Below are 25,316 nucleotides of genomic sequence, written 5' to 3' on the forward strand. Positions count from 1 at the left end.
GTGAGCGTGACTCACGGTGACAGCGGCAGGTCGCGACGGGTCTCCGCGATGGGGAACAGGATCGTCCGCGCTCTATGCAGCCCTCGCCTCGAGAGGTAGTTTTCCCTCCCACCTCCCCGTTGTACGGGGCGGCAACTCGGCTGAAAACAGGGGGTGTCGTGCGCGAATTCAGTCTCCCTCGCATGGTGGAAACTCTGCGCGCGGGCGGACTGGCGGACTCGGTGTACGAGCTGGCGGACCGCGAACCGGACCGGATCCAGTTCGCCCGGCGCCACGCCACCGAACCCGGCCGGTGGACTCCGGTGACCGCCGCGGCCTTCCGGGACGAGGTCCTGGCGCTGGCGAAGGGCCTGCTGGCCGAGGGTGTGCGGTTCGGTGACCGGGTGGCCCTGATGGCACGGACGCGGTACGAGTGGACGCTGTTCAGCTATGCCCTGTGGTCCGTCGGCGCCCAGGTGGTGACCGTCTACCCCACCTCCTCGCCGGAACAGGTGCGCTGGATCCTGGCCCGGACGCGGGCCGTGGCCGTGGTGGTCGAGGGCGAGGACGACGCCATGACGGTCGGCGCCGTCTGCGACGCCCTTCCCGGGCTGCGCTCCATCTGGCAGATGGACCAGGGGTGCGTGACGGAGCTGTGGCAGCGCGGCGCCGGCGTCCACGACGAACTGGTCGTCGAGCGGCGCTGGCTCGTGGAACCGCGCTCCACGGCGGTCATCTGCTACACCTCGGGCACCACCGGACAGCCCCTCGGGTGCATGATCACCCATGCCAATCTCGCCGCCGAATGCGACACCCTCTTCGCGGGCTGGAACGGGCTGTTCGCCGAGCCCGGGGTGCAGCCCGCCATCCTCGCCTTCCTCCCGCTGGCCCACATCTACGGACTGATGGTCCAGGTGCTCTGCGTACGGGGCGGCATCCTCATGGGACACGAGCCCGAGCTCTCCCCGTCGACCCTGCTGCCCTCCCTCCAGTCCTTCCGCCCGACCTGTGTCTTCGCGGTGCCCTACATCTTCGAGCGGATCCTCGGGGCCGCGCGGAACTCCGCCCAGGACGATGGCAAGCGCGGGGTCTTCGAGAAGGCCATGGACACGGCGGTGCGCTACGCCACGGCGGTGGAGAAGCAGGCACGGGGCGCCGGGAAGGGACCGGGCCCCGGCCTCAGAGCCGCGCACGCCGTCTTCGACCACATGGTCTACCGGCGCATCAGAGCCGTCCTGGGCGGCCGGGTGCGCTACGCGGTCACCGGCGGCTCCCCGTTCAGCCGGGAGCTGGGGCTGGCGTTCGCGGGAGCCGGGATCACCGTCTACAACGGCTACGGCCTCACCGAGACGACGGCGGCGATCACCGCACAGCCGCCCGGCCGCCCCCGGCAGGGCACGGTGGGCCGCCCGATGCCGGGCACGGCGGTGCGCATCGCGCCGGACGGCGAGGTGTGGGTGCGCGGCGGCACCGTCTTCGCGGGCTATGTGGACGAGCCGGCGGCCACCGGGGCCGCGCTGCGCGACGGCTGGCTGAGCACCGGAGACATCGGATTCCTCGACGGCGACGGCTATTTGACCATCACCGGCCGTAAGAAGGACATCATCATCACCAGCGGCGGCAAGAGCGTCTCGCCGCAGCCGCTGGAGGAGCGGCTGCGGGCGCATCCACTGATCTCGCAATGCGTCCTGGTGGGCGACAACCGCCCCTACGTCGGGGCGCTGATCACCCTGGACGCCGAGATGCTGAGGCGCTGGCACCAGGTGGTCGGCGCGCGGCTGCCCGTCGGCCGGGAGCACGCGGCGGCCAACAAGGCGTTGCACGAGGAGATCCAGCAGGCGGTCTCGGCGGCGAACCGCTCGGTGTCCAGGGCGGAGTCGATCAGGGCCTTCCGTATCCTCCCGAAGGAATTCACCGTGGCGGACGGGCTGTTGACGCCCTCGCTCAAGCTGCGCCGCGACGCGGTCTACAAGGTCTGCGCCGCGCAGATCGAGCAGCTCTACGCGAGCTGAGAGGGCTCCGAGGGCATCGGCTGACGGGTGTCCGGGCCGCTGCCGGGCGGTGGCGGCGGCGCTCCCCTTCCCGCGCGGATCAGGTCCTCCGCGCCGGTCAGCCGGGCCCACGGCCGCTGCCGTCCCCCGCTGACCGCCTCGGTGCCCCGCTCGTCGTACCGGGCCGTCCGCAGCGACCAGCCCAGATTGCCCGTCATCACATGCCGCATGCCGTCCACATAGCGCCCCACCGCGCGGTGGGTGCCGGGGTCCGCCCCCGCCTCGGCCAGCAGCTCCGGCAGCCTGGCCGCGGTCTCCTCGAACCAGCCGTAGCGGGCGTTGGCGAGGCCGGCGATATGGCGCACCGCGTCCTCCAGTCCACCGCCCGCGAGCTTCCACTGGACGATGACGCTGTTGTGGACGTCGCCGACGGCCAGTTCCTTGTCCAGGGAGGCGATGTCATTGGTGAAGACCACCACATCGTCCGTGGCCTCCCGCATCCGGGCCAGCGGGAAGCCGCCGTGCAGCGCGGACGGCAGGGTGTAGCCGCCGAACGGCTCGTTCAGGTCCAGACAGGGCTGTACGCCGATCGAGTGGCGCCGCAGGGCCAGCACATCCTCCACCGAGCGCGGCGCGTCCCCGCCGCCGTCCGCGGGCGGGGCACCGGTCCGCTCCAGGGCCTCGCGGTGGTAGGAGTGCAGATACTCCAGCCAGTGGTGGCGGAAGCGGTCCCGCCACACCCGCGGCCGCCCGGAGTTGATCCGGCGCCACAGATCGCGGAAGCTCTCCAGGAGCGGCCCTTCGCCGCCGCCCGTCCCGCCGGGTGCCGTGTCCTCCTCGGTGACCCGGATGACGTCCGCCACCAGCCGTGCCACCTCCTCCGGGCGGCAGCCCAGTTCCCCGTCGAACTGGTCGTCGAAGACGAAGTACCAGCCCACGAGGTCGCTGCCGAGGTTCAGATCGGCGCCGGTCGCCCGGGGGTAGAACAGTCCCGTCAGTACGTCGAAGCGGAGCGCGTCGTACTCCTCGACGGACGCGTGGTTCTCGAAGACCCTGAACCGTGACAGCCATTGGATGGTGTGCTGCCTCGCCGCCCCGGTGTCCGGGCTGAGGTCGGCGGAGGCCGGGAAGTCGAACAGGGCCGCCCGTCGTGGCAGTGCCGACTGCCGGGCGTGTGGTCGCGAAGCGTGCGTGTGCATGAGTCGTCTCCGCCCCCTTCGTCGTCCGGGCGGCCCGAGCCCGCATATGCCACAGGCGTACACGGCAACTGGCCAACCCGCTGAATCCGGTCATCCTCGCGTGCGGAACGTGGCATCGATAGAGGAGGCGGTGAATTGGCGCATGCCAGTGGCAAGAGCGGACGGAAATCCCTCCATACGGGAGCTACGGAGCGTGCCATTCACGCTACGCTCGGCGTCACCTGCCGGAGGGGAAGCAACGTGGCGGAGTGCATGAGCCAACAGAACCGGACGCGCCGGACACTGCTGGAACGGGAGCGGGAGCTGCGCGCGGTGCACGGCGCGCTGACCGAACTGTGCGGAACGGAACCCGCCGACCGGGACGAGATCCGAGGCGGCGGAGTGATCGCCTTCGAGGGGCCCGGCGGCGTCGGCAAGACCGCACTGCTCGGCGAGGCGCGCCGGCGGGCCGTCGCCCGCGGCTGCACCGTGCTCCGCGCCCGTGGTGGCGAGCACGAACAGGGCGCGGCCTTCCATGTGGTGCGCCAGCTCTTCCAGCCGGTGCTCGCGGCGACCGGCGAGGACGAGCACCGCCGCATCCTCGGCGGCTGGTACGACATCGTGGCGCCCGCGGTCGGCCTGGTGGTCTCCGGCAGCGGCGGCGCACCCGATCCACAGGGCGTCCGCGACGGCCTCGACTGGCTGGTGACCCGCTTCACCGTGGAGCACGCCCCGGTCGTCATGATCCTCGACGATGTCCACTGGGCCGACCCCGAATCGCTGGACTGGCTGACCCGGTTCGCCTCGCGCACCGCCGATCTGCCCCTGCTGCTCGCCGTCGGCTACCGCCCCGAGGACCTGACCGCCGACGTCGCCGCGATACGGGCCCTGGTCGAGCGCCAGGGAGCACGGCCCCACGTACTGGCCCCGCTCACCCCGGGCGGCGTCGGCAGAATCGTCCGGGAGGTCCTCGGGGACCACGCCGACGAGGCGTTCTGCCGTGAGTGCTGGGCGATGACCGGCGGCAACCCCTGGGAGATCACCGAGCTCACCGCCAAGATCCGCGACCGCAGGCTGAAACCGCAGTCGGAGAACCTGCCCGCACTGCGCGAACTGGTCTCCTCGGCCAGGGACAGCGGGCTCAACGACCGGCTGACCCGCCTCGGCACCGCCGCCGTCCGCCTCGCCTGGGCCGTCGCCGTCCTCGGCATCGAGGCCACCCCGGCGCTCACCGCGAATGTCGCCGGGCTCAGCGAGTCCGAGGCCGCCGAAATGGTGGCGCGGCTCGTCGACGCGCGGATCCTGGCCCCGCCGCGCCCCGGAAACGGCACCCAACCCCTGGAGTACCTCCACCCGCTCATCGCCACCGCCGTCTACCAGGCGATCCCCGGCGCCATGAGAGTGGCCATGCACGGCCAGGCCGCCACCGTGGTGCTCGGCGCGGGCCTGGGCTCCGCGGCGGCCGGCCGGCATCTGCTGGAGATGCACCCCGAGGGCGACCCATGGGTGGTGCACCATCTGCGGGAGGCCGCCCGGGAGTATCTGCGCGCCGGGGCACCCGACGCCGGGCGCCGCTGTCTGGCCAGGGCCCTGCGCGAACCGCCCGCCCTGGAGGAGCGCGCCGCCGTGCTGTACGAGCTTGGCTGCGCCGCCCAGCTCACCGAGCCCGATGTCACCGTCAACCATCTGCGGGCCGCGCTCGGGGAGCCCGCGCTCGGCCCCGAACTGCGCGAGGCGATCACCTACCGGCTCGCCCAGGCGTACGGCCACAGCGGCCGTATGGAGGAGGCCGCCCAGGTCTTCGCCGACGAGGTCGGACGCGCCACCAGCGCCCGCACCCGGCTGCGGATGCAGACCGAGCAGCTGATGTGGAACATGTTCCGCGCCGATGAGAAGGAGTCGCCCGCCCGCTCCCGGCGGCTCACCCGGCTCGCGGAGCACCTCACCGGCCGCGGTATGGCCGAGCGCTATCTGATGGGGCTGCGCGCCTGGGACGCGATGACGCGCGGAGAGCCCGTCGCCACCGCGCTGCACTACGCGGAGGAGGCCCTCGGCGACGGCCTCAGCTGGACCGATGACGACTGGGGCTTCGAGGTGCCCATCCTGGTCGCCCTGGTCTTCCTCCACTGCGACCAGCCCGGACGCGCCGAGGAGCTGTTCAACAAGGGCATCGCCGAATGCGAGCGCAAGGGCTGGCGCGGCTCCCATCTGGCGTTCGGCTTCACCCTCCTCGGCTATGCCCGACTGCGCCGCGGCGCGCTCGGCGAGGCGGAGGAGCTGGCCCGTGAGGGGATGCGGATCGCCGATCTGGTGGGCTCCTCGACACCCGCCCACTGGACCGCGGTCGGCACCCTCATCGGAACGCTGATCTGCCGGGGCCGGATCCAGGAGGCGCAGGAGTTCGCGGCCGGGCACCGTGGCGAGACCCTTCCGCAGGCCACGCTCTGCCCCGATGTGCCGGCGGTCCGCGGTGAGCTGCTGCTCGCCGCCAATCTGCACCGCGAGGCCCGGAACCGGCTCATCGAGGTCGGCCGCCGCATGGACGGACGCGGTATGCGCAACCCCGCCTGGTGCCCCTGGCAGCTCCACCTCGCCCAGGCCCTCGCGCTCACCGGTCCCCGGCAGGCCGCAGAGGTCGCCGACGACGCGGTGCGCCGCGCCCGCCAGTTCGGCGCCCACTCCGCGATCGGCAAGGCGCTGCACACCGCGGCCACCGTGACCCAGGGGCCGGACCGGATCAAGCTGCTGGCCGAGGCCGTCAGCCATCTGATGCGCTCACCGGCCGCGTACGACCTGGCCGTGGCGCTGGTCGACCACGGCGCCGCGCTGCGCCGCATCGGCCTGCCCCAGGAGGCCGGCGACCGGCTCTACCGCGGTTTGGAGGGAGCGGTGCGCTGCGGGGCCGACGCGCTCGCCGCCCGGGCCCGCGACGAGCTGTCCGCGGCCGGGCTGCGCCCGATGCAGCTGCGGGTGGATCACACCAGCCCGCTGACCTCGCAGGAGCAGGCCATCGCCGAGCGGGCCGCCGAGGGCTGGCCGGACGCCCGGATCAGCGAGACGACCGGGCTCGAGGAGCGCGAGGTCGCCCGGCTGCTCTCCGATGTCTACCGTAAGGTCGGCACCGACCGGGCCGGGCTGGCGAAGCGGCTCATCACGCCCACCGTCGGCCTTCCCCAGCGCCCGGTGCCCGACCCCGAATGAGGGGTGCGGCCCGTCCGCCACCCGACACGGGAACGGGCGCGCGGCCACGTACCATGTCCGCATGTCCTTCCTCCGCCGCCGCAGCGCCGCCACGCCCACCGGGCCGGACTTCGATGTCCTCGCCATGGACCCGGGAGACTGGCCCGGCGATCTCGGGGCGGGGCTGCTGCCCGCCCCCGACGGCACCTGCCAGGGCGTCTTCCTGCGGTACGACCTGTTCGGCGGGCGCGGCCCGGCCATGATCATCGGCAATCTGCCCGAGGGGTCCCCGGCCCGGGATGTGGCCGAGGGGCAGCCGCCGTTCGAGGTGACCCAGCTGCTGGCGGCGCTCGGGAACGATGAGCCGGTCCAGGTGGTGGACACCGAGGACAGCCCGGTCATGCATGAGGACAACCTCCTCATCGTCCGCCGGATCAAGCTCTCCGAGGGCCGGATCTCCTGTGCCCAGTTCGATCGCAGCGACGGTGTGCTCGTCACCATCGCCAGCTGGGACCGGCCGATCACCGACGATCTGTACCGGCTGCTCAAGCCGCTGCCCGCGGAGATGTTCCAGCAGCGCTGAGGGGCCGCCGCGAAGGGCCGTGAGACGCCCGTACGGCACGAGGCCGGTACGGCCGCGCCCACGGCCCTTCTTCTACCACTCCTCCACGGTGGATTGACGGGCCATCAGGCCCATCGATCCATCAGCTTCGCTGACCCATCAACCTCACTTCCCGGAGCGCCGGACCGTCACATCGGCGGCCCGGACGAACGCCACCCGGTGCCCGAACTGGATCTGGTAGTACACATCCTGGCCGCGCACCACCTTGTGACCGGCCGGATCGAAGGTGGTCGCCCACAGATACTCGCCCCGCGTCCGCAGCCCCAGCGGATAGGACTGCCCGGCGAGCAGCTTGTACGGCAGCGGCGAGACCGCCTGCACCGGTACGCCCTCCGGATACGCCTCCTTCTCCGGATAGGCGCGGCCGTACACCGTGACCTCCGCCGCCCCGTCCTTGGGTGTCACCACAAGTCCCTTGGCGCCCACCGCCGTCGGCCGCCGCTTGGGGTTCTGGAACCAGGCGCGTTGGCCGAGGTACCAGATCGCCGTCCAGTCGCCCTCGTGCCCCGCGACCGCGAACTGCTGCCCGGTGGTGGCACGGGCCCCGGTGTCATTGACACCGGTCGTCGAGTCGGAGCCGTCCGGGCGCAGCCCGATGTCCTTGACCAGCGGGGCGTCCGCGCTCGGCGCGGTGTGCAGCCGCACCGCGGCCGAGCCGTGCGGGGCGCATGCCTGGCCCGCCGTCTCGCAGTCGGTGTAGGCGGGCCGGTTGGTGTCGTAGTCGGGGCGGATGGTGACCAGGCCGCCGGAGGAGCCCGCGGTGCGTTGGAAGGGCGCGCCGAGCAGGGTGAAGTAGTGCGCCCAGTCCCAGTAGGGGCCCGGGTCGGTGTGCATGCCCGGGATGGTGCCGGTGGTGGTGCCCGGCACATTGTCATGGCCCAGGATGTGCTGGCGGTCCAGCGGAATGTCGAACCGCTTGGCGAGATAGCGCACCAGCCGCGCCGAGGAGCGGTACATCGCCTCCGTGTACCAGGCGTCGGGGGCGGTGAGGAAACCCTCGTGCTCCAGGCCGATGGACTTGGCGTTGACGTACCAGTTGCCCGCGTGCCAGGCGACGTCCTTCAGCGGCACATGCTGGGCGATATGGCCGTCGGAGGAGCGCAGGGTGTACTGCCAGGACACATAGGTGGGGTCCTGGACCAGCTTGAGGGTGGTGTCCCAGGAGCCCTCGGTGTCATGGATGACGATGTAGTCGATGGACTGCGAGGAGGGGCGCTCGCCCAGGTCGTGGTTGCCGTAGTCGTTGTCCCCGAACTCCTCGTAGGGCGCCGGGAGCCACTCGCAGGACACGTCCTTGGGGGCCTCGACCCGCGGATCCCGCGCGGGGGAGGCCAGACCGAGCGTCCGCAGCTGCCGGGTGTCCGGCGCGACACCGGGCGCCGCGTCGAGGGAGACCCGCTCGCCGTCGGCGGTCGTCCGCGAGGCACCGCCGCGGATCACCGAGTACACCTCGTCGGCGAAGACGCCCGCGGCCGTGGCGTCATCGGCGCCCGAGTAGGCCGCCACCGCCGCGTACCAGTCGGCGGGGTCCTCGCTCCGCGGCAGCCCCAGCCGCTTCTGGGCGGCGGCCAGCAGGGCCGCGCCACCGCGCACATTGGCGCTCTCATCGCCGCGCAGCGCCTCCGCGGACAGCCCGGTGAGCTCCGCGGCCCGGCCGAGGGTGCGCAGCCGCGCGGGCAGCCGCCGGGGCTCGGGAACGGTGGCCTTGGGGACCCGCAGGGGCCGGGCGAGATCGCCGCGCGCGTCCTCGGTGCCCTGGCTGTGGTGCGGGGCGCCGAGTAGGGCGGTGTGGGCGTCGGTGAGATGCATGGGGCCATAGCCGCCGGTGACGCTCGGCGCACCGCGGTGGCCGTCCCAGCGCGACTGGAGATACGAGACGCCCAGGAGCACGCTCAGCGGAACGCCGTACTCGGCGGCCGCGGCCGCGAAGGCACGCTGCAATGCGCCGCCGTCGGCCGGAGGCCCCTCGGCCCCCTCGGCCCGTGACTGGTCGGCGTAGGCCGCGGGTGTCGCCGAGACCAGCGGGAGCAGAAACGCGGCGGACGCCGCGGCTCCCGCGGTCCGCAGTGTGGTTCGCCGGGTGGGACCGGACGGATCTCTGTTCGCGTCGTGGGCGCTGTCCTGTGCGGATTCTGGCATTGCAGCCTCCTCAAGCGGGCCGGGGCGAGCCGAGCCACTTAGAGATATGCGCTGCCAGGCGTGGCGTCAATCGCCGTCACCCGGACGGACGTTCGGACGTCAGCCCGCCTGCGGCGCGTCACCGGTCCAGACCGGTGACGCGCCCGGACGCCACTCCGCCTCCGCTCAGCGGGTGCCGACCGCCGCCCGCACCGCGCGCCGGGCCAGCGCGCAGTCGTCGTGCAGCCTGCGCAGCAGCAGCCGCTGCTCCTCACCGGCCGGAACCGCGCCCGGCACCACGGGGGCGGGGTCGTGCATGGTGCGCTGCACCGCGGTCTCGTACTGGCGGATCTCCCGCGTCAGCACCAGCATCAGATTGACCAGGAAGGAATCCCGCGTGGCCGGGCCCGCGGCCTGCGCCAGCTGGCTGATCTGGCGCCGGGTCACGGGGGCGTCGCCCAGCACCGTCCACAGCGTGGCCAGGTCATAGCCGGGCAGATACCAGCCCGCGTGGTCCCAGTCGAGGAGCACCGGGCCCGCGGGGGAGAGCAGGACATTGTTCAACAGGGCGTCGCCATGGGAAAATTGGGCCGGGGTCTGCCGCCCACAGGTCTGCGAGACGCCTCGCAGCAGCTTCTGTAGATCGCCCATGTCCCGGTCGGTGAGCAGTCCGAGCTCGTGATAGCGGGTCAGCCGGACGGCGTAGTCGATGGGGGCGTCGAACAGACCGGCGGGCGGGCGCCACTGGTTGACCCGGCGGATCGCGCCCAGCACCGCCCCCAGATCGGCGCGCGGCGGAGGTTCGGTGGGGTGGCGCTGCGCGGCCGCGATCCGCCCGGGCATCCGCTCGATGACCAGTGCGCAGTTGTCCGGGTCGGCGGCAATCAGCCTAGGCACACGCACCGGCGGGCGCTGGCGGACGAACGCCCGGTACATCGCTATTTCCCGGCGGAACCGCTCGGCCCACGCGGGGGAGTGGTCCAGCAGGCACTTGGCCACCGCGGTGCTGCGCCCGGTCGCGCCGATCAGAAGCACGGACCGGCCGCTGCGCCGCAGCACCTGGACCGGGTTGAACTCCGGACAGATGCGATGGACCGAGGTGATCGCGGTGCGCAGCTGCGCGCCCTGAGGACCGGACAAGTCGAGTCTCCCGCGGGGCGGCACGGGGCCGAGGGCGGCGGTCCGCCGGGTCCGGCCGCCGGGGGCGGGATCGAGGTACGGCCCAGCGCCGGGCAGCTGCCGCCGGTACGGCCGGGGCGGGGCGGACACGGAGGACGATGCTGCGTACATGGGCGATACAGATCCCTTCGTGTGCCGACGAATTGCGTACGCACCCGGCCCCGGGGCGGGGCCGCACCCTGGGGAATGCGGCCGATCCAGCGCGAGCCGCCACCGGGCCGGGTAACGCGCTCCTACATCACACCCGTGTGCGGGTGGCACACCATCTGGCGGACCCTGGCGAACCCTGGCGAATAGTCGCACCGCTTGTGACGGGGCCGTTACTGTCAAGTCAGCCGAGGAACCTGGGGGCTTGACGTGACGAGGGAACCCAACACCCGTCTTGCGGATCTGTTCGGCCTCGCCGGATGGTCCAAGGGGGAACTCGCGAGACTCGTGAACCGGAAGGCGGCGGCCATGGGCCATCCGCAGCTGGCGACCGACACCTCGCGGGTGCGGCGTTGGATCGACACCGGCGAGACGCCGCGCGATCCCGTGCCCAAGGTGCTGGCGGCCCTGTTCACCGAGCGCCTCGGTCGAGTCGTGACCATCGAGGATCTCGGGTTCGGACGCGGGGGGCGCGCGGGAAAGGGGCAGTCCGGCGACGGGCTGTTCTGGCCGCCCGAGTCCACCGCCGCGGTCCTCACCGAATTCACGGGAATGGACCTTATGTTCAACCGACGCGGCTTGGTGGGTGCGGGCGCCGCGCTCGCCGCAGGATCCGCCATCACCGGTGCCATGAGCGACTTTCTGCTCTCCGACCCCACCCTCGCCACCGACGCGCCCCGTACCGACAACCCCCTGTCCGTCGAGCCCGTGGGCTTCGACCGCTATGAGGCCGCCCCCGTGGGCTCCCAGGAGATCGACGCCCTGGAGGGATCGGTCGAGGTCTTCCGCGCCTGGGACGCGGCCCGCGGTGGCGGGCTCCAGCGCAAGGCCGTGGTCGGCCAGCTCAACGAGGTGGGCGGCATGCTCGCCTACCGCCACCCCGAGCACCTTCAGCGCAGACTGTGGGGGGTGGCGGCCAATCTGGCGGTGCTCGCCGGCTGGATGTCCCATGACGTCGGCCTGGAGCCCACCGCCCAGAAGTACTTCGTCATCGCCGCGCACGCGGCCCGCGAGGGCGACGACCGGCCCCGGGCGGGCGAGGCGCTCTCCCGGGCCGCCCGGCAGATGGTGCACCTGGGCCGCCCGGACGACGCGCTGGATCTGATGAAGCTGGCCACGTCCGGTGCGGGCGAGCAGGCGCTGCCGTGCACCCGGGCCATGTTCTGCACCATCGAGGCATGGGCGCAGGCGTCCAAGGGCCACGGCCAGGCGGCGCGGCGCGCCCTGGGCGAGGCGGAGGAGCTGTTCGTCTCCGACGGGGACCACGGGCCGGCGCCCAGCTGGATGCAGCTGTTCAACGAGGCTGATCTGCACGGGATGCAGGGGCTGGTCTACCGCACCCTCGCCGAGCACGAGCCGGCGGCGGCGGGGATCGCCCTGAACCATGCGAAGAAGGCGCTGCGGATGCGGGAGGGCGGGCGCCAGCGGTCCCAGATCTTCGACCACATCTCCATCGCCTCGGCCTGTTTCATCGGCGACGACCCCGAGCAGGCCGAGCGCTACGCCCGGACGGCCCTGCTGACGATCGAGCAGAACTCCTCGCACCGCACCTGGGACCGGCTGCGCGAGATGTACCGGCTCACCGCGCGGTACGGCACCTCACCGGCCGTCCGGGAGCTGCGGGAGGAGATCCAGCGGGTACTGCCGAAGGGAGGCGCGGGAAAGGGCGGCGCGGGGCTGAAAGGATCCGGCTCCATCGCCAGGAGCCCGGCCGTCTAGCGTCCGGGCCACCCCTTATGGGGCTTACGAGGAGCTTGCTCGCGTTACGAGGAGCTTGCCTTACGAGGGGCATGACGAAGGGCCGGAGGGGCCGTACGAAGGGCTTTACGCGGGGCAACGTCTTACGGGGAGTCGACGCCTTACGGGGGGCACGCCTTACGCGGTGCGACGCCTTACGAGGTCGGGCACCGCTTACGAGGGGTCGATCACCGCGTCATGCCGACGCGGGAAGCCGCGTCATGCGCGGGCGGCGGTGACCCTGGCGATCAGCACACAGGCGTCGTTCGCACGCGGCTCGTCGCCGAACGCCTCGGCCACGGTCCGTACGCACTCCTGGGCGCCGTGGGCGGCGGTCAGCCGTGGCGCGAGCGCGAGCAGCCGCTCGGTGGCGCCCTCGGCGTCCCGGGCGAGCCGTCCGGTGTGCAGCACCAGCAGATCGCCCGGCTCCAGCCGCTCCTCGGCCTGGGCGTACGCGGCGCCCGTCGTGGCGCCCAGCAGCACGCCGTCGGGAGAGCGCAGCGGGCGCCCCGTCCCGTCGCGGAAGAGCAGCGGGGCGGGGTGTCCGGCCTGTGCCCAGAGCAGGGTGCGGGTGTCCGGGTCGTACTGTCCGCAGACGGCGCCGACCAGCGCGGGCTGGGAGGAGACGGCGAGCAGTTGGTTGAGCCGCCCCATCAGCGGGCCCGGCTCGATCCCGGCCACCGCCATGCCGCGCACCGCGCCGAGCAGCATGGCCATACCGCAGGTCGCGGTCACTCCATGGCCGGTGAGGCCGCCGACGCTCAGCAGGGTCCGGCCGTCCGGCAGTTCCAGCGCGTCGTACCAGTCGCCGCCGATCTGGGCGCTGGACTCGGAGGGCAGATAGTGGGCGGCGAGGTCGAGGGCGGCGCCGTCATCCGGTGGTTCGGCGCCCGGAAAGCCGTCGCGGGCCGGAAGCCGGAGGGAGCCGCGCCATGGCGGCAGCACGGCCTCCTGCACCTCCACCGCGAGCCGGCGCTCGGTCCGCGCGATCCGCCGCTGGTGGCGCAGGGTGTCCCGGCTTTCGCGCACCGCCCGCTCGCCGCGGCGCAGCTCGCTCACATCCCGGAGCACGGCCCACATGGCGGCGGTGCTGCCGTCGGTGTCGAGCACCGGCTCGCCCGCCATATGGACGGTGCGCACCGCGCCGTCCACACATACGACGCGGAACTCCCCGTCGATCGGCTTTCCGTCCACCAGACAGTCCGTGACCATCGCGGTCAGGATCGGCTGGTCCTCGGAGAAGACCCAGGAGGGCAGCTCGTCGAGGGTGAGCCCGCCGTCCCCGGGGTGCCGGCCGAAGATCCGGCAGAGCTCGTCGGACCAGGTCACCTCGTCGGTGAGGAGGTTCCACTCCGCGCTGCCGACCCGGCTCGGCGACGAGCCCCGGCCGTCGGCCGCGCATCCGGCCGCCGCCGCGGCCGTCACCGCAGCCGCCGCCTCCGCCGCGGTCTCGGCGTCCGTCTCGGGGGGATCGGCGGCCAGTCCCTCGCGCAGCTCGTCCAGATGCCGGCCCAGATCGTCCAGCTGATGGACGGCGAGCTCGCACACCGCGCGCTGCCAGCGCAGCTGCGCGTCGTCCGTACCACTCAGGTCCGCTACGGTGTCGCGGCGGACGGCGTCGAGGCCGCCGCGGAGCCGCTGGGTCTGTGAGATGAGGGCGTCCACCGTGTCACGCTGGGGAGGCGATACGGCGGGATGGTCCGCGGAGCGGGGGGACGGCATGACGTTCTCCGATACGGGCGCGGCGCGGCCGGTCTTGAGGGAGGGACCGGTAACGACTCTTGCACAGGGTGCGACATCCCGTAAGCGGTTTGGCAATACCCGATCCGGTGGTGCTTGCGGCATATGCCGATGGCCTTCCGGGGCTGCGTCCGGCGGGAATCGGCGGAGGGCGCGATTCCGGGTAGGCTGCGGCGCTCGGGAGTCCCGCAGTCTCACGCCGTTCATCAGGCATACGGCGCCAGGACATCGGCAAGAATGCCGATCGACGGAAATCCCGTTGCCAGCGAACCTCCCGCACCGGATGCTGACCTCATGTTCGATCCAGACATAGCGCCCAGCGGCACCCTGCTCGGCCTCCTCCAGCGAGGCCGCGGCGACGGGACCCTGCACGCCCTCGCCGCGCCGCGGGCCGAGGCGCTCGCGGCACTGCACCAGTGTGTGCTGCGCGACCCCCGCCGTGACTGGCAGGTCGAGAACCGCTCGCTCTACTACGCCAGGCTCTGTCTGGACCTCGACGCCGGACTCGACGAGATCGAACAGCATCTGTTCCACCCCGACGACCTGGTCGACGAGGACGAGGCGCGCACCGGACTCGCCCTGTCCGTTCTGGGCCACCTCGCCGCTTACGGCAGGGCAGACGCCCTGCGGCTGCTGCGCCGCTACGCCGCGGCCGGCAGCAATTGGGAGTGGGCCCTGGACGAGCTGGCCCTGCGCGACGACGACACCGGGCTGCGCGGCCTCGCCCCCGCGATCCTCGTCCGCTTCCCCGAGACCTCCGACGGCGACGCCGAACTGGCCGCCGTCGTGCGCGGTGCCTATGAACCCCGGCCCTGGCGGCTGTGGGCCGACGATCCGCACCACGGGCCGCGGGTGCGCGCGGCGGCCGAGCAGGGCGCCTTCGACCGGTGGCAGCGCCAGCTGCGGCCCTCGGGGCCGCGCCCCGGCTGGAGCGTCCACGACATCCTGCTGTGGGCCCAGCGGGAGCACGATCTGAAGCCGGACGCCCGCCGCCCCGACGCGGCGGCTCGCTGTCTGGCCGCCGTCGCGGGCCCCGAGGACCGGCCCGAGCTCCTCGCCGCCGCCGCGTCGGCCCCCGACGCCGCCCGCGCCGCGGCGCTGCGCCACCTCGCGGAGACCGGCGACCCCGAGGTGCTCGACCTGATCGAGGCGGCCGTGACCGAGCCGGACGCCTCGGAGCTGGTCTCCCAGGCGGCCCTCTCCGCATTCGAACGCATGCGCAGTATCGCCGCCCTCGACCGGGCCCGGGTCTGGGCCCACCGCCCCGACGCCCTCGGCGACGCGGCGGCCGCGATGCTCTCCTGCCGCGGCGGTCAGTACGACACCCCGCTCGTGCTCGCGGCCCTCCGCCGCACGGTCCGGGCCGAGGGCCCGGACGCCCAGACCCTGTGGACGCTCGTCGACGGCGCCGGGCGCCTGACGATCTCCTGTGCCGCGCCCGTACTGCGCCATATCTATCGGGAGACCGCCTCCTCCCACCTCCGCGGCCGCGCCGCCCGCGCGCTGGCCGCCACCGATCCGTCCTTCGCGGCGGGCTTCGCGGTCGAATGCCTCTGGGACTGCGAGGAGAGCACCCGCGAACTCGCCGCCCACCACGCCGCCACCGCCGACGCCCGCGTGGTCGAACAACTCCGCCGGCTGGCCGCCGACCCTGCGGAGGAGGCCGAGGTCCAGACGGCGGTCCGCAGCCGCTTCGAGCCCGAGGCGCCGGGCCTCTGACCCCGCCGGGCTTCTGCCGCCCGGCTATTGACCCCGGCGGGCCTCTGCCCCCGGCTTCCGATTCCGCCGTCCGCCCCGGAGCAAGGCATCGCGCCGGGGCAGGCAACCTCGGGGGCGGCGGGCGCGTCTTCCCCGGCAAGGGTGAAAGGGTCATCACCCTCCGTATTTGCGCTCTGCCCTGAACAGGGCATTCGCGCAGCGGCAGTTTCACGCCGAGTGACCGGCCGCCGTATCGGCTGGTACATACGGGTTTGCGATGGTCTCACCGGGGGCCGGAGCAGGGCCCGGGGAGCGTGAGGGCCAACGCTCATGGGACGTTCTACGGCGCGCAACGTGCACGATGCCGGGGCCACCCTTCGTACGCCGACAACACCGGTATGCGTGTCGCCATCGTGACTGAATCCTTCCCACCCGACATCAACGGCGTCGCTCACTGCACGCTTCAGACCGCCGATCACCTCTACCGGCGCGGTCATCACCCCTTGGTCATCGCACCGGCGGGTCCCCCCGGAGGCCCACCGCCCGCCGCGGCCGGCGGGCCACCCGAGAGGCAAGGGGAGCTCGACCGGTCGCATCCGTACCCGGTCGTGCGGATCCCGTCCCTGCCCCTGCCCGGCTATCCGCAGGTGCGGGTCGCGCTGCCCAGCCGGAAGCTCGCGGCTTCGATCACCTCCCACCACAGCGACGTCGTCCACCTCGCCAGCCCCTTCGTGCTGGGCGCGCGCGGGATGACGGCCGCGCTCCGGCTCCGAATACCCGCGGTGGCCGTTTACCAGACCGACCTCGGCTCTTACGCGCGCACCTATCTCGGCGCGGGCGAGAACGCGGCCTGGCGGCGCATTCGCGCCGTGCACACCGCCGCCGACCGCACCCTCGCGCCCTCCACCGCCGCCGCCCGCGACCTCGACGAGCACGGCGTGCCGCGGATCCGGCTGTGGCCGCGCGGGGTCGACACCGAGCGCTTCCACTCCTCGCGCCGCGACCCGGAGCTACGCCGCTCCCTGGCCCCCGGCGGTGAGCTGATCGTCGGATACATCGGCCGCCTCGCCCCGGAGAAGAACGTCGAGCTGCTCGCGCCGCTGAGCAAGCTCCCCGGTGTCCAGGTGGTCGTGGTCGGGGACGGGCCGAGCGACCCCGCGCTGCGGACGGCCATGCCGACGGCCCGCTTCCTCGGCCGCCGCACCGGCAACGACCTGGCCCGCATCTTCGCCTCGCTGGACGTCTTCGCCCACACCGGACCCCAGGAGACCTTCTGCCAGACCGTGCAGGAGGCCCAGGCCAGTGGCGTCCCGGTGATCGCACCCGCGGCGGGCGGCCCGCTCGACCTCGTCGACCACGGGCGTACCGGGCTGCTGGTGCCGCCCGGGGACGCGACCGAGGTGACCGACGCCGTATCGCTGCTCGCGGCCGACGCGAAGCTGCGCGCGGCGATGGGGCACGCGGGCCGCGAGGCGGTCGAGGGCCGCACCTGGGAGGCGATCGGCGACCAGCTGATCGACCACTACACCGAGGTGCTGGCGGCCCGCACGGCGGTCGCCGCATGAGCGCCGCACGCGCGGCCGCCGGGCCGCGGTTGGGGATGATGTGCGCGCTTCTGTGCCGCGTGGGCGGAGAAGCGAATGGAAGGGGCTCGGTATGAGCGCCGCACGCGCGGCCGCCGGGCCGCGGTTGGGGATGATGTGCGCGCTTCTGTGCCGCGTGGGCGGAGAAGCGAATGGAAGGGGCACGGTATGAGCGCCGCGTGCGTGGCCGCCGGGCCGCGGTGGGGGATGATGCGCGCGCTTCCGCGTCGCGCGGGCGGAATCGCTACGGGAAGGGGCTCGGTATGAGCGCCGTGGGAGGAGAGCACAGCATGAGCGACGACAAGGGGCTGCGCATCGTCCGGCTGGCCAACTTCGTCACCCCCGCCTCCGGCGGCCTCCGTACCGCGCTGCGCGAGCTCGGGGCCGGTTACCAGGCGGCCGGGCACGAGGCCGTGCTGGTGGTGCCGGGTGAGCGGGTCTCGGACGAGCAGACCCGGCAGGGGCGGGTGATCACGCTGCCCGGGCCGACCATCCCCGGTACCGGCGGCTACCGCGTCCTGACCGACCGGCGGCGGCTGACCCGGCTGCTCGACGGCCTCGCGCCGGACCGGCTCGAGGTGTCGGACCGCACCACCCTCCGCTGGACGGGGGAGTGGGCGCGGCGTGCCCGCGTCCCCGCCGTGATGGTCTCCCACGAGAGCGCGGACGCCGTGCTGCGCACCTGGGGTGCGCCGGACGGGTTTGCCCGGGGAGCCGCGGACCGGCTCAACCTCCGCACCGCGCGGGCGTACTCGCGGATCGTCTGCACCACCGAATGGGCGGCGCGCGAGTTTGTCCGGATCGGTGCGCGGAATGTCGTACGCGCCCCGCTGGGCGTGGATCTCGGCCACTTCCACCCCTCCCACTACGACGCCGCGCTGCGGGACCACCACCGTGGCGAGGCGGCCGTGCTCCTCGCCATGTGCTCGCGGCTCTCGCCCGAGAAGCGGCCGGGCCGGGCGCTCGACGCGCTCGCCGAGCTGCGGCGGCGGGGCGTCTCCGCGGCGCTCGTGGTCGCCGGGGACGGGCCGCTCCGGCCGCGCTTGGAAGCCCGCGCCCACGCCGAGGGGCTGCCGGCCGTCTTCCTGGGCCATGTGGCGGAGCGGGCGGGGCTCGCCGCCGTCCAGGCGAGCGCCGATGTCGTGCTGGCGCCGGGCCCGGCGGAGACCTTCGGCCTCGCGGCGCTGGAGGCGCTGGCCTGCGGTTCGCCCGTCGTCGTCAGCGCACTCTCCGCGCTGCCGGACATCGTCGGGCCCGCGGGCGAGACCGCCGCGGACAACGGACCGGCCTTCGCGGACGCCGTCGAGCGCGTACTCGCCCGCTCGGAGTCCCTCCGCCGGGCCGCGGCGCGGGCACGGGCCGAGCGCTATGGCTGGCCCGCGGCGGTCGCCTCCTTCCTGACCGCCCATGACGCGTCCACCGAGGGCGTCCGGTGCGCCGACGGCGGCCGGGTCCCGGCCGCCGCGTCGGTCTCCGCGCACCGGGCAGTCGGCGGTGTGCGGTGAGCGCAGCCGGCGCTCATACGGGGGACCGGGCTGGTACGGAGCGGTCTCATGCGGAGTCGCTTGGTACGGAGCGGTCTCATGCGGAGTCGCCCGGCACGGAGCGGTCTCATGCGGAGGCGGTTCTTACGCGGACGGAGGGTACGGGGCAGGAATCCACGGCCGCCCCGCACCAGGCGTCCCGGACACACACCACGGCGCGGGGCACGACACCGGGCACGGCACCCGGCACGGGCGAGGGCGCGGAGCCGCGCAGGCTGCGGTTCGCCGCCCTGGGCGACTCGCTCACCGAGGGGCTCGGCGACCCGGTGCCCGGCGGCTGGCGCGGCTGGGCCGCGCTGCTGGCGGCCGCGTGCGGGCCGCATCCCGAGGAGCCCGTGGAGTTCGTCAATGTGTCCCGCAGCGGGGCGCTGGCCGCCGATGTCGCCGACGAGCAGCTGACCGCTGCCCGTCGCGCCCGTCCGCATCTGGCGTCGGTCGTGGTCGGCGGGAACGACACGCTGCGCGACTCGTTCGACATCCACCAGGTGGCCGAGGCCCTCGACCGCACGATCGCCGCGCTGCGCGCCGACGGCACCGTGGTGCTCACCGCCTGCCTGCCCGACCCCGGGCGGATGCTGGGGCTCCCGGCCGCGCTGGCGCGCCCGCTGGGGCGCCGGATGCGCGCGGTGAACACCGTGGTGCACGCGCTGTCCCAGCGTTACGAGGCGGTCCATGTGGAGCTGGGCGACCACGCCTGGGTCGCCGACCGGCGGGCGTGGAGCGTGGACCGGCTGCATCCGAGCGAGCTGGGGCACCGGCTGCTGGCCAGGGAGTTCCACAGCGCCCTGCGCGCCCGGTCGATCGCGACCGGCGCCCCGCCGTCCCTGGAGCTCGACGGCCGCGCCCCCTCGCGCACCGCCTCCGCATGGTGGATGGCGACCCGCGGCACCCGTTGGATAGCGGACCGCTGCACCGACCTCCTGCCCGGCCTGGTCGCGCTGGCGGCACTGGAGTGGAGCCACCACCTCCGGGGCACCGGACATCTGCTGGAGGACCGGGACCGGCGGGCGACGCTCGCCGCGCTCACCGCGGTGACCCGTGGCCCGGCCCCCGCCCTGCTCCCTCATCCGGCCGCCGATCCGCTGCCCCCCACCTCCACCCCCACCTCCACCTCCACCCCCACCCCCTCGGCCGCCGATCCGCTCGCCCGGAGACCCGCGCCCGACGCCCCGCGCACCCGGCAGGCCGCGCCCGCCGCGCCCCCGCCTCACCCGACCGCCGATCCGCTCATCGCGGACACACCGCCGCCCGCTGCGACAATGGCGGGGTGACGGGTCGCTGGGAATTCTGGATCGACCGGGGCGGAACCTTTACGGACGTCGTCGGCAAGCGTCCCGACGGCCGTCTGGTCACCCGCAAGCTGCTGTCCCACCATCCCGAGCGCTATAGGGACGCTGCCGTCGCCGGGATCCGGCAGACGCTGGGGCTCGGCCCCGGCGAACCTGTCCCGGCCGAACGGATCGGCGTCGTCAAGATGGGCACCACGGTGGCCACCAACGCCCTGCTGGAGCGCACGGGCGAGCCGACCGTCCTCGTCGTCACCGAGGGGTTCCGGGACGCGCTGCGCATCGCGTACCAGAACCGCCCCCGCCTCTTCGACCGCCGGATCCTGCTCCCCGAGGCGCTGTACGACCGGGTGGTGGAGATCCCCGAGCGGGTGGACGCCCATGGCGAGGTCGTCCGCCCCCTGGACCTCGACGCCGCCAGCGAGGCGCTGCGCGCCGCTCACCGCGACGGCTTCCGCAGCGCCGCCGTCGTCCTGCTGCACGGCTACCGGCACGCCGCGCACGAACAGGCGGTCGCCGCGGTGGCCCGCGCCCTCGGCTTCCCGCAAGTGAGCTGCTCCCACGAGGTCAGCCCGCTGATGAAACTGGTCTCCCGCGGCGACACCACCGTGGTCGACGCGTATCTCTCACCCATCCTGCGCCGCTATGTGGAGGACGTGGCCACTGAACTGCCCGGTATCCGGCTGATGTTCATGCAGTCCAACGGAGGGCTGCGGGAGGCCGCGCACTTCCGGGGCAAGGACGCGGTGCTGTCCGGACCGGCGGGCGGTGTGGTGGGCATGGCGCGCTCCTCCGGCGAGGCCGGACACGACCGTGTCATCGGCTTCGACATGGGCGGCACCTCGACCGATGTCTCGCACTACGCGGGCGAGTTGGAGCGGGTCTTCGGCACCGAGGTGGCGGGGGTGCGGATGCGCGCCCCGATGATGAACATCCACACCGTGGCGGCGGGCGGCGGTTCGGTGCTCCACTTCGACGGCCGGCGCTACCGCGTGGGGCCGGACTCGGCCGGTGCCGTCCCCGGCCCCGCCTGCTACCGGCGCGGCGGCCCGCTGACCGTGACCGACGCCAATGTGATGCTCGGCCGGATCCAGCCCGACCACTTCCCGGCGGTCTTCGGCCCGCACGCCGACCAGCCGCTGGACGCGGCGACGGTCCGGGAGCGCTTCGCCGCCCTCGCCGAGAAGATCGCGGAGGCCACCGGCGACCGGCGCGGACCGGAGGAGGTCGCGGCGGGCTTCCTGGACATCGCCGTGCTCAACATGGCCAACGCGGTCAAGAAGATCTCCGTGCAGCGCGGCCGTGATGTCACCCGCTACGCGCTCACCAGCTTCGGCGGCGCGGGCGGCCAGCACGCGTGCGCCGTCGCCGACGCGCTCGGCATCGGCACGGTGATCGTGCCGCCGCTCGCGGGGGTGCTCTCCGCGTACGGCATCGGGGTGGCCGACGCCACCGCCATGCGTGAGCAGGCCGTCGAGGCGGAGCTGGGCGAGGAGACGCTGGCGCGCGTGCGCGAGCTGTGCGCGCGGCTGGCCGGCCAGACCCGGGACGAACTGCTCGCGGACGGCGTCCCGGAGTACACCCTGGACACCGTCGCACGGGTCCATCTGCGGTACGCGGGAACGGACTCCAGCATTCCCGTACCGCTGGGCTCCGCCCCCGCGATGACCGAGGACTTCATCCGCGCGCACCGCGCCCAATACGCCTTCACCATGGACAAGCCACTGGTCGTGGAGGCGGTCTCGGTCGAGGCGGTCGGCGCGTCCGGGCCCACCGGCGGCCATGCCGTGGAACCGCCGCCGAGGGAGGGCGAGCCGGCGCCCGTGGCGACCGTAAGGATGTTCTCGGAAGGGCGATGGCAGCGGACGGCGCTGTACGAACGCGGCCATATGCGCCCGGCGGACCGGGTCACCGGGCCCGCGATCATCGCCGAGGAGGACGCCACCACCGTGGTCGACCCCGGCTGGCAGGCCGCCATGGGCGAACGCGGCCATCTGCTGCTCACCCGGGTCAGGCCGCGGCCGAGCACCACCGCGGTCGGCACCGAGGTGGACCCCGTGATGCTGGAGGTCTTCAACAGCCTCTTCATGGCCATCGCCGAGCAGATGGGTGTGCGCCTGGAGCACACCGCCCACTCCGTCAACATCAAGGAGCGGCTCGACTTCTCCTGCGCCCTCTTCGACGCCGAGGGCAATCTCATCGCCAACGCCCCCCACATCCCGGTGCATCTGGGCTCCATGGGCGAGTCCATCAAGGAGGTGCTGCGGCGCAACGGGGACGCCATGAGGCCAGGCGATGTGTACGCGATCAACGACCCGTACCACGGCGGCACCCATCTGCCGGATGTCACCGTGGTCAGCCCGGTCTTCGACGAGGCGGGGGAGCAACTCCTCTTCCTCGTGGCCTCGCGCGGCCACCACGCCGAGATCGGCGGCATCACCCCCGGCTCCATGCCCGCCTTCAGCCGCACCATCCAGGAGGAGGGCGTCCTCTTCGACAACTGGCTGCTGGTACGGGACGGGGCGCTGCGTGAGCGGGAGACCCGCGAGCTGCTGACCGGCGGGCCGTATCCGTCCCGCGCCCCGGACGCCAACCTCGCCGATCTGCGCGCCCAGATCGCCGCCAACGAGAAGGGCATCCAGGAACTGCGCCGGATGATCGGGCAGTTCGGACTCGATGTGGTGCACGCCTATATGGGCCACGTCCAGGACAACGCCGAGGAGTCGGTGCGCCGTATCGTGGCCGATCTCCGCGACGGCTCGTACCGCTACGAGACCGACGGCGGGGCGGTCATCCATGTGACCCTTACGGTGGACCGCGCGGCCCGTGGCGCCGTCCTGGACTTCACCGGCACCTCGTCCCAGCGGCCGGGCAACGACAACGCGCCCAGCTCGGTGGTGATGGCGGCCGTGCTGTATGTCTTCCGGACGCTCGTCGCCGAGGACATCCCGCTCAACTCCGGCTGTCTGAAGCCCCTCGAGGTCCGCATCCCCGAGGGCTCCATGCTGGCGCCCGTCTTCCCGGCCGCCACGGTTGCCGGGAACGTCGAGACCTCCCAGGCCGTCACGGGCGCCCTGTACGCGGCCCTGGGCGTCCAGGCCGAGGGCTCCGGCACGATGAACAACGTCACCTTCGGCAATGACCGCGTCCAGTACTACGAGACGGTCGCCAGCGGCTCCGGCGCCGGAGCCGGTTTCGACGGCGCGGACGCCGTGCAGACCCATATGACCAACTCCCGGCTGACCGACCCCGAGGTGCTGGAGTGGCGCTATCCGGTGCGGGTGGAGAGCTTCGCGATCCGCCGGGACAGCGGCGGCCGCGGCCGCTGGCGCGGCGGCCACGGCGTCACTCGCCGCATCCGCTTCCTGGAGCCGATGACCGTCGCCCTCCTCACCGGCCACCGCCGGGTGGCCCCGTACGGCATGGCGGGCGGTGAACCGGGCGCGCTGGGCGCGAACCTGATCGAGCGCGCCGACGGCTCGCTCCACCTCCTGGACGGCCGTGACGCGGCGGACGTCGGGGTGGGGGACGTCCTGGTCGTCCACACACCGGGCGGCGGCGGCTACGGCCCGGCGGAGGAGGGCGGGGACGGATTGTCGGTGTCGGATGCCAGATTGGACGCATGACCGACTGGCAGGACATCCACGACTGGACGGATCTGAGGGCCGTGCGCGCCGCGCTAGCCGCGGGGGCCGATCCCGACCGTGCCCCCGGCGGCCATATGGCGCCGCTGCACTCCGCGGCCTGTGCGGGAAGCGTCGAGGTGCTGGCCGAACTGCTCACGGTGGCGAGGGAGGTGGACCGGCCGGACTCGGAGGACCGCACCCCGCTGTGGCACGCGGTGCGCAACTGGGACCGGGAGAAGGCGTCGGCGCTCATCTCGGCCGGGGCCGACCCCTGGCGGCCGCGCACGGCCGACGGACGGTGCCCGGGGGAGCTGGCGTGGTGGACACCGCTGGCCGACCTGGTGGCCGGGCTGCCCGGTGCGCGGGAGCCGGCCCCGGAGGAGCGGGCCGCGCAGCGGGCGGCCGATGAGCTGATTGCCGCCTTCGACGACGGGGGCGGGAAGGGCGGCGAGTATCACGACTGGGGCTGTGTGGCGTTCGTGGCCGGGCGGAGCGTGGCGGAGGTCGTGGCCGAGTTGGGGGGAGACGTCGTGGCGACCATCGGCGAGGACGGGGACGAGGACGAGGGCGGGGACGGAGGCAGGGACGGGGACGCCGAGGAGGACGGCGAAGTCGACTACGCGGACGTCCTGTTGGAGGACGAAGGGCGGGTGCTGGTCGGCGCGGCGCCCGGGGGTGTGGTGCTCCAGCAGTTCGACGGGATCGCCATCCATGAGGAGAGGCTGCTGGGGCCGCTCTCCGTGGGCGCCGTGGCCGTCTCGGTCTTCGACCACCCCGACGCGTTCATCCACCCTTCCGTAGCCCGCGACGGGGTGATGTGCCCCTCCGAGGAGGTCATGCTCGATCCGGGGCCGGGCGATCCGGAGGAGGCGTGGCGGTACCGCTTCGGGGACGGCGGGCATCCGTCCGGCTGGACGGCGCGGGCGCTGGCGATGGCCGCCGCGGTCACGGGGGGCGCGGTCGACGGCGGGCCGCGGTGGATCGGCCGGCCGGGCAGCAGCGTCGTCCGGCTGCCCGGCCATCTGCGGCACTGACGGCCGGGGGAGGGACGCTTCTGGGATCGACGCCTCCGGGATCGACACTTCTGGGATCGATACCTCTGGCAGGGAGGCCCGGGGGGAGGGAGCACCCCCGGGAGGGACGTCTCTCGGAAGGGCCGAGACCCCCGGGGCCCCATCGAACAAGTCCGGTGTGCGGCATGGCGTGTTCGGATCAGTTTGCGGCCGCCGCGATCGGAAACCCGAACCTTGTCAAAGCCCGCCCGGACGCCCCCGCATGGTTCCTGGGCGTCCGCCCACGAACCATGCGCGTACGCCCGACGGCGGGCACGGTCAGCACCGCCGTTCAGGGAAGGGGCAGCCATGGCCTGGTGGCAGAACGCCGAATGCACGTATGAGGACCCGGAGCTGTTCTTCCCGGTGGGGGCGGCGGGCCCCGCCGCGCAGAAGCAGGAGGCGCGGGCCAAGGAGGTCTGCCGCCGCTGCCCGGTGATCCAGGAGTGCCTGGAGTACGCGCTGGAGAGCGGGATGACCCACGGGGTCTGGGGCGGCACCGGTGAGGAGGAGCGCCGTGCGCTGCGGCGCAAGGCGCAGCGCGGGGAGCGGGCCGGCGCACGGCGTGCCCGCTGAGCGGATCGGCGGAAGCGCCGGCCGCGGTTCGCAAGGCGCCCTGAAGGGACGCGGGGCTGTGTCGATATGCGGCTCCGCCG

Annotated in this window: 15 protein-coding genes; 11 read left to right on the forward strand and 4 right to left on the reverse strand. The window is 73.3% G+C overall.

Annotation, left to right across the window (positions count from 1 at the left end; genetic code table 11):
• Positions 1-158: 158 nt before the first annotated feature.
• Positions 159-1,991, forward strand: coding sequence for an AMP-dependent synthetase/ligase (locus NQU54_RS33615; protein ID WP_257634332.1), 1,833 nt, complete (start codon positions 159-161; stop codon positions 1,989-1,991).
• On the opposite strand, the gene NQU54_RS33620 is transcribed toward NQU54_RS33615, so the two are convergent.
• Entirely contained in the window at positions 1,979-3,169 is a 1,191-nt protein-coding gene (locus NQU54_RS33620) for an isoafricanol synthase (protein WP_257634333.1), read from the reverse strand. The genes NQU54_RS33615 and NQU54_RS33620 overlap by 13 nt on opposite strands.
• A 252-nt stretch (positions 3,170-3,421) precedes the next feature.
• On the opposite strand from NQU54_RS33620, the gene NQU54_RS33625 reads away from it, so the two are divergent.
• Positions 3,422-6,349 (forward strand): ATP-binding protein, encoded by a 2,928-nt coding sequence (locus tag NQU54_RS33625; protein ID WP_257634334.1) that lies wholly within the window; start codon positions 3,422-3,424, stop codon positions 6,347-6,349.
• A 61-nt stretch (positions 6,350-6,410) separates the two neighbouring features.
• On the forward strand, positions 6,411-6,911 hold the full coding sequence (locus NQU54_RS33630) for a hypothetical protein (RefSeq protein ID WP_257634335.1): 501 nt from the start codon (positions 6,411-6,413) through the stop codon (positions 6,909-6,911).
• Positions 6,912-7,055: 144 nt separating this feature from the next.
• On the opposite strand, the gene NQU54_RS33635 is transcribed toward NQU54_RS33630, so the two are convergent.
• The gene (locus tag NQU54_RS33635; RefSeq protein WP_257634336.1) at positions 7,056-9,089 is read right to left on the reverse strand and encodes an N-acetylmuramoyl-L-alanine amidase; all 2,034 of its coding nucleotides are present in this window, start codon (positions 9,087-9,089) and stop codon (positions 7,056-7,058) included.
• 165 nt (positions 9,090-9,254) lie between these two features.
• On the reverse strand, positions 9,255-10,358 hold the full coding sequence (locus tag NQU54_RS33640; RefSeq protein ID WP_257634337.1) for an aminoglycoside phosphotransferase family protein: 1,104 nt from the start codon (positions 10,356-10,358) through the stop codon (positions 9,255-9,257).
• A gap of 246 nt (positions 10,359-10,604) precedes the next feature.
• On the opposite strand from NQU54_RS33640, the gene NQU54_RS33645 reads away from it, so the two are divergent.
• The gene (locus tag NQU54_RS33645) at positions 10,605-12,113 is read left to right on the forward strand and encodes a DNA-binding protein NsdB (RefSeq protein ID WP_257634338.1); all 1,509 of its coding nucleotides are present in this window, start codon (positions 10,605-10,607) and stop codon (positions 12,111-12,113) included.
• Positions 12,114-12,350: 237 nt separating this feature from the next.
• Here the strand turns inward: NQU54_RS33645 and NQU54_RS33650 are convergent, their stop codons facing one another.
• Entirely contained in the window at positions 12,351-13,853 is a 1,503-nt protein-coding gene (locus tag NQU54_RS33650; protein WP_257634339.1) for a PP2C family protein-serine/threonine phosphatase, read from the reverse strand.
• Positions 13,854-14,165: 312 nt separating this feature from the next.
• Between NQU54_RS33650 and NQU54_RS33655 the strand changes: the two genes are divergently transcribed.
• The 7 genes from NQU54_RS33655 to NQU54_RS33685 all read left to right on the forward strand — a co-directional run bounded on the left by NQU54_RS33655 (position 14,166) and on the right by NQU54_RS33685 (position 25,236).
• Positions 14,166-15,590 carry a HEAT repeat domain-containing protein gene (locus tag NQU54_RS33655; protein ID WP_257634340.1) on the forward strand — a complete coding sequence of 475 codons (1,425 nt, stop codon included), beginning with the start codon at positions 14,166-14,168 and terminating at the stop codon, positions 15,588-15,590.
• 377 nt (positions 15,591-15,967) lie between these two features.
• Positions 15,968-17,134 (forward strand): glycosyltransferase family 4 protein, encoded by a 1,167-nt coding sequence (locus NQU54_RS33660; protein WP_257634341.1) that lies wholly within the window; start codon positions 15,968-15,970, stop codon positions 17,132-17,134.
• Positions 17,135-17,442: 308 nt separating this feature from the next.
• Positions 17,443-18,657, forward strand: coding sequence for a glycosyltransferase (locus NQU54_RS33665; protein WP_257634342.1), 1,215 nt, complete (start codon positions 17,443-17,445; stop codon positions 18,655-18,657).
• Positions 18,654-19,967, forward strand: a complete 1,314-nt coding sequence (locus NQU54_RS49470; protein WP_308408519.1) for an SGNH/GDSL hydrolase family protein — start codon at positions 18,654-18,656, stop codon at positions 19,965-19,967. The genes NQU54_RS33665 and NQU54_RS49470 overlap by 4 nt, the downstream gene beginning before the upstream one ends.
• Positions 19,964-23,608 (forward strand): hydantoinase B/oxoprolinase family protein, encoded by a 3,645-nt coding sequence (locus NQU54_RS33675; RefSeq protein ID WP_257634343.1) that lies wholly within the window; start codon positions 19,964-19,966, stop codon positions 23,606-23,608. Before NQU54_RS49470 ends, NQU54_RS33675 begins: the two co-directional genes overlap by 4 nt.
• On the forward strand, positions 23,605-24,642 hold the full coding sequence (locus NQU54_RS33680) for an ankyrin repeat domain-containing protein (RefSeq protein WP_257634344.1): 1,038 nt from the start codon (positions 23,605-23,607) through the stop codon (positions 24,640-24,642). The genes NQU54_RS33675 and NQU54_RS33680 overlap by 4 nt, the downstream gene beginning before the upstream one ends.
• A gap of 327 nt (positions 24,643-24,969) precedes the next feature.
• Positions 24,970-25,236, forward strand: a complete 267-nt coding sequence (locus NQU54_RS33685; protein ID WP_257634345.1) for a WhiB family transcriptional regulator — start codon at positions 24,970-24,972, stop codon at positions 25,234-25,236.
• Positions 25,237-25,316: the final 80 nt, after the last annotated feature.

Origin of the sequence: Streptomyces malaysiensis subsp. samsunensis (genome assembly GCF_024519315.1) — a bacterium.
Taxonomy (GTDB): Bacteria; Actinomycetota; Actinomycetes; order Streptomycetales; family Streptomycetaceae; genus Streptomyces; species Streptomyces malaysiensis.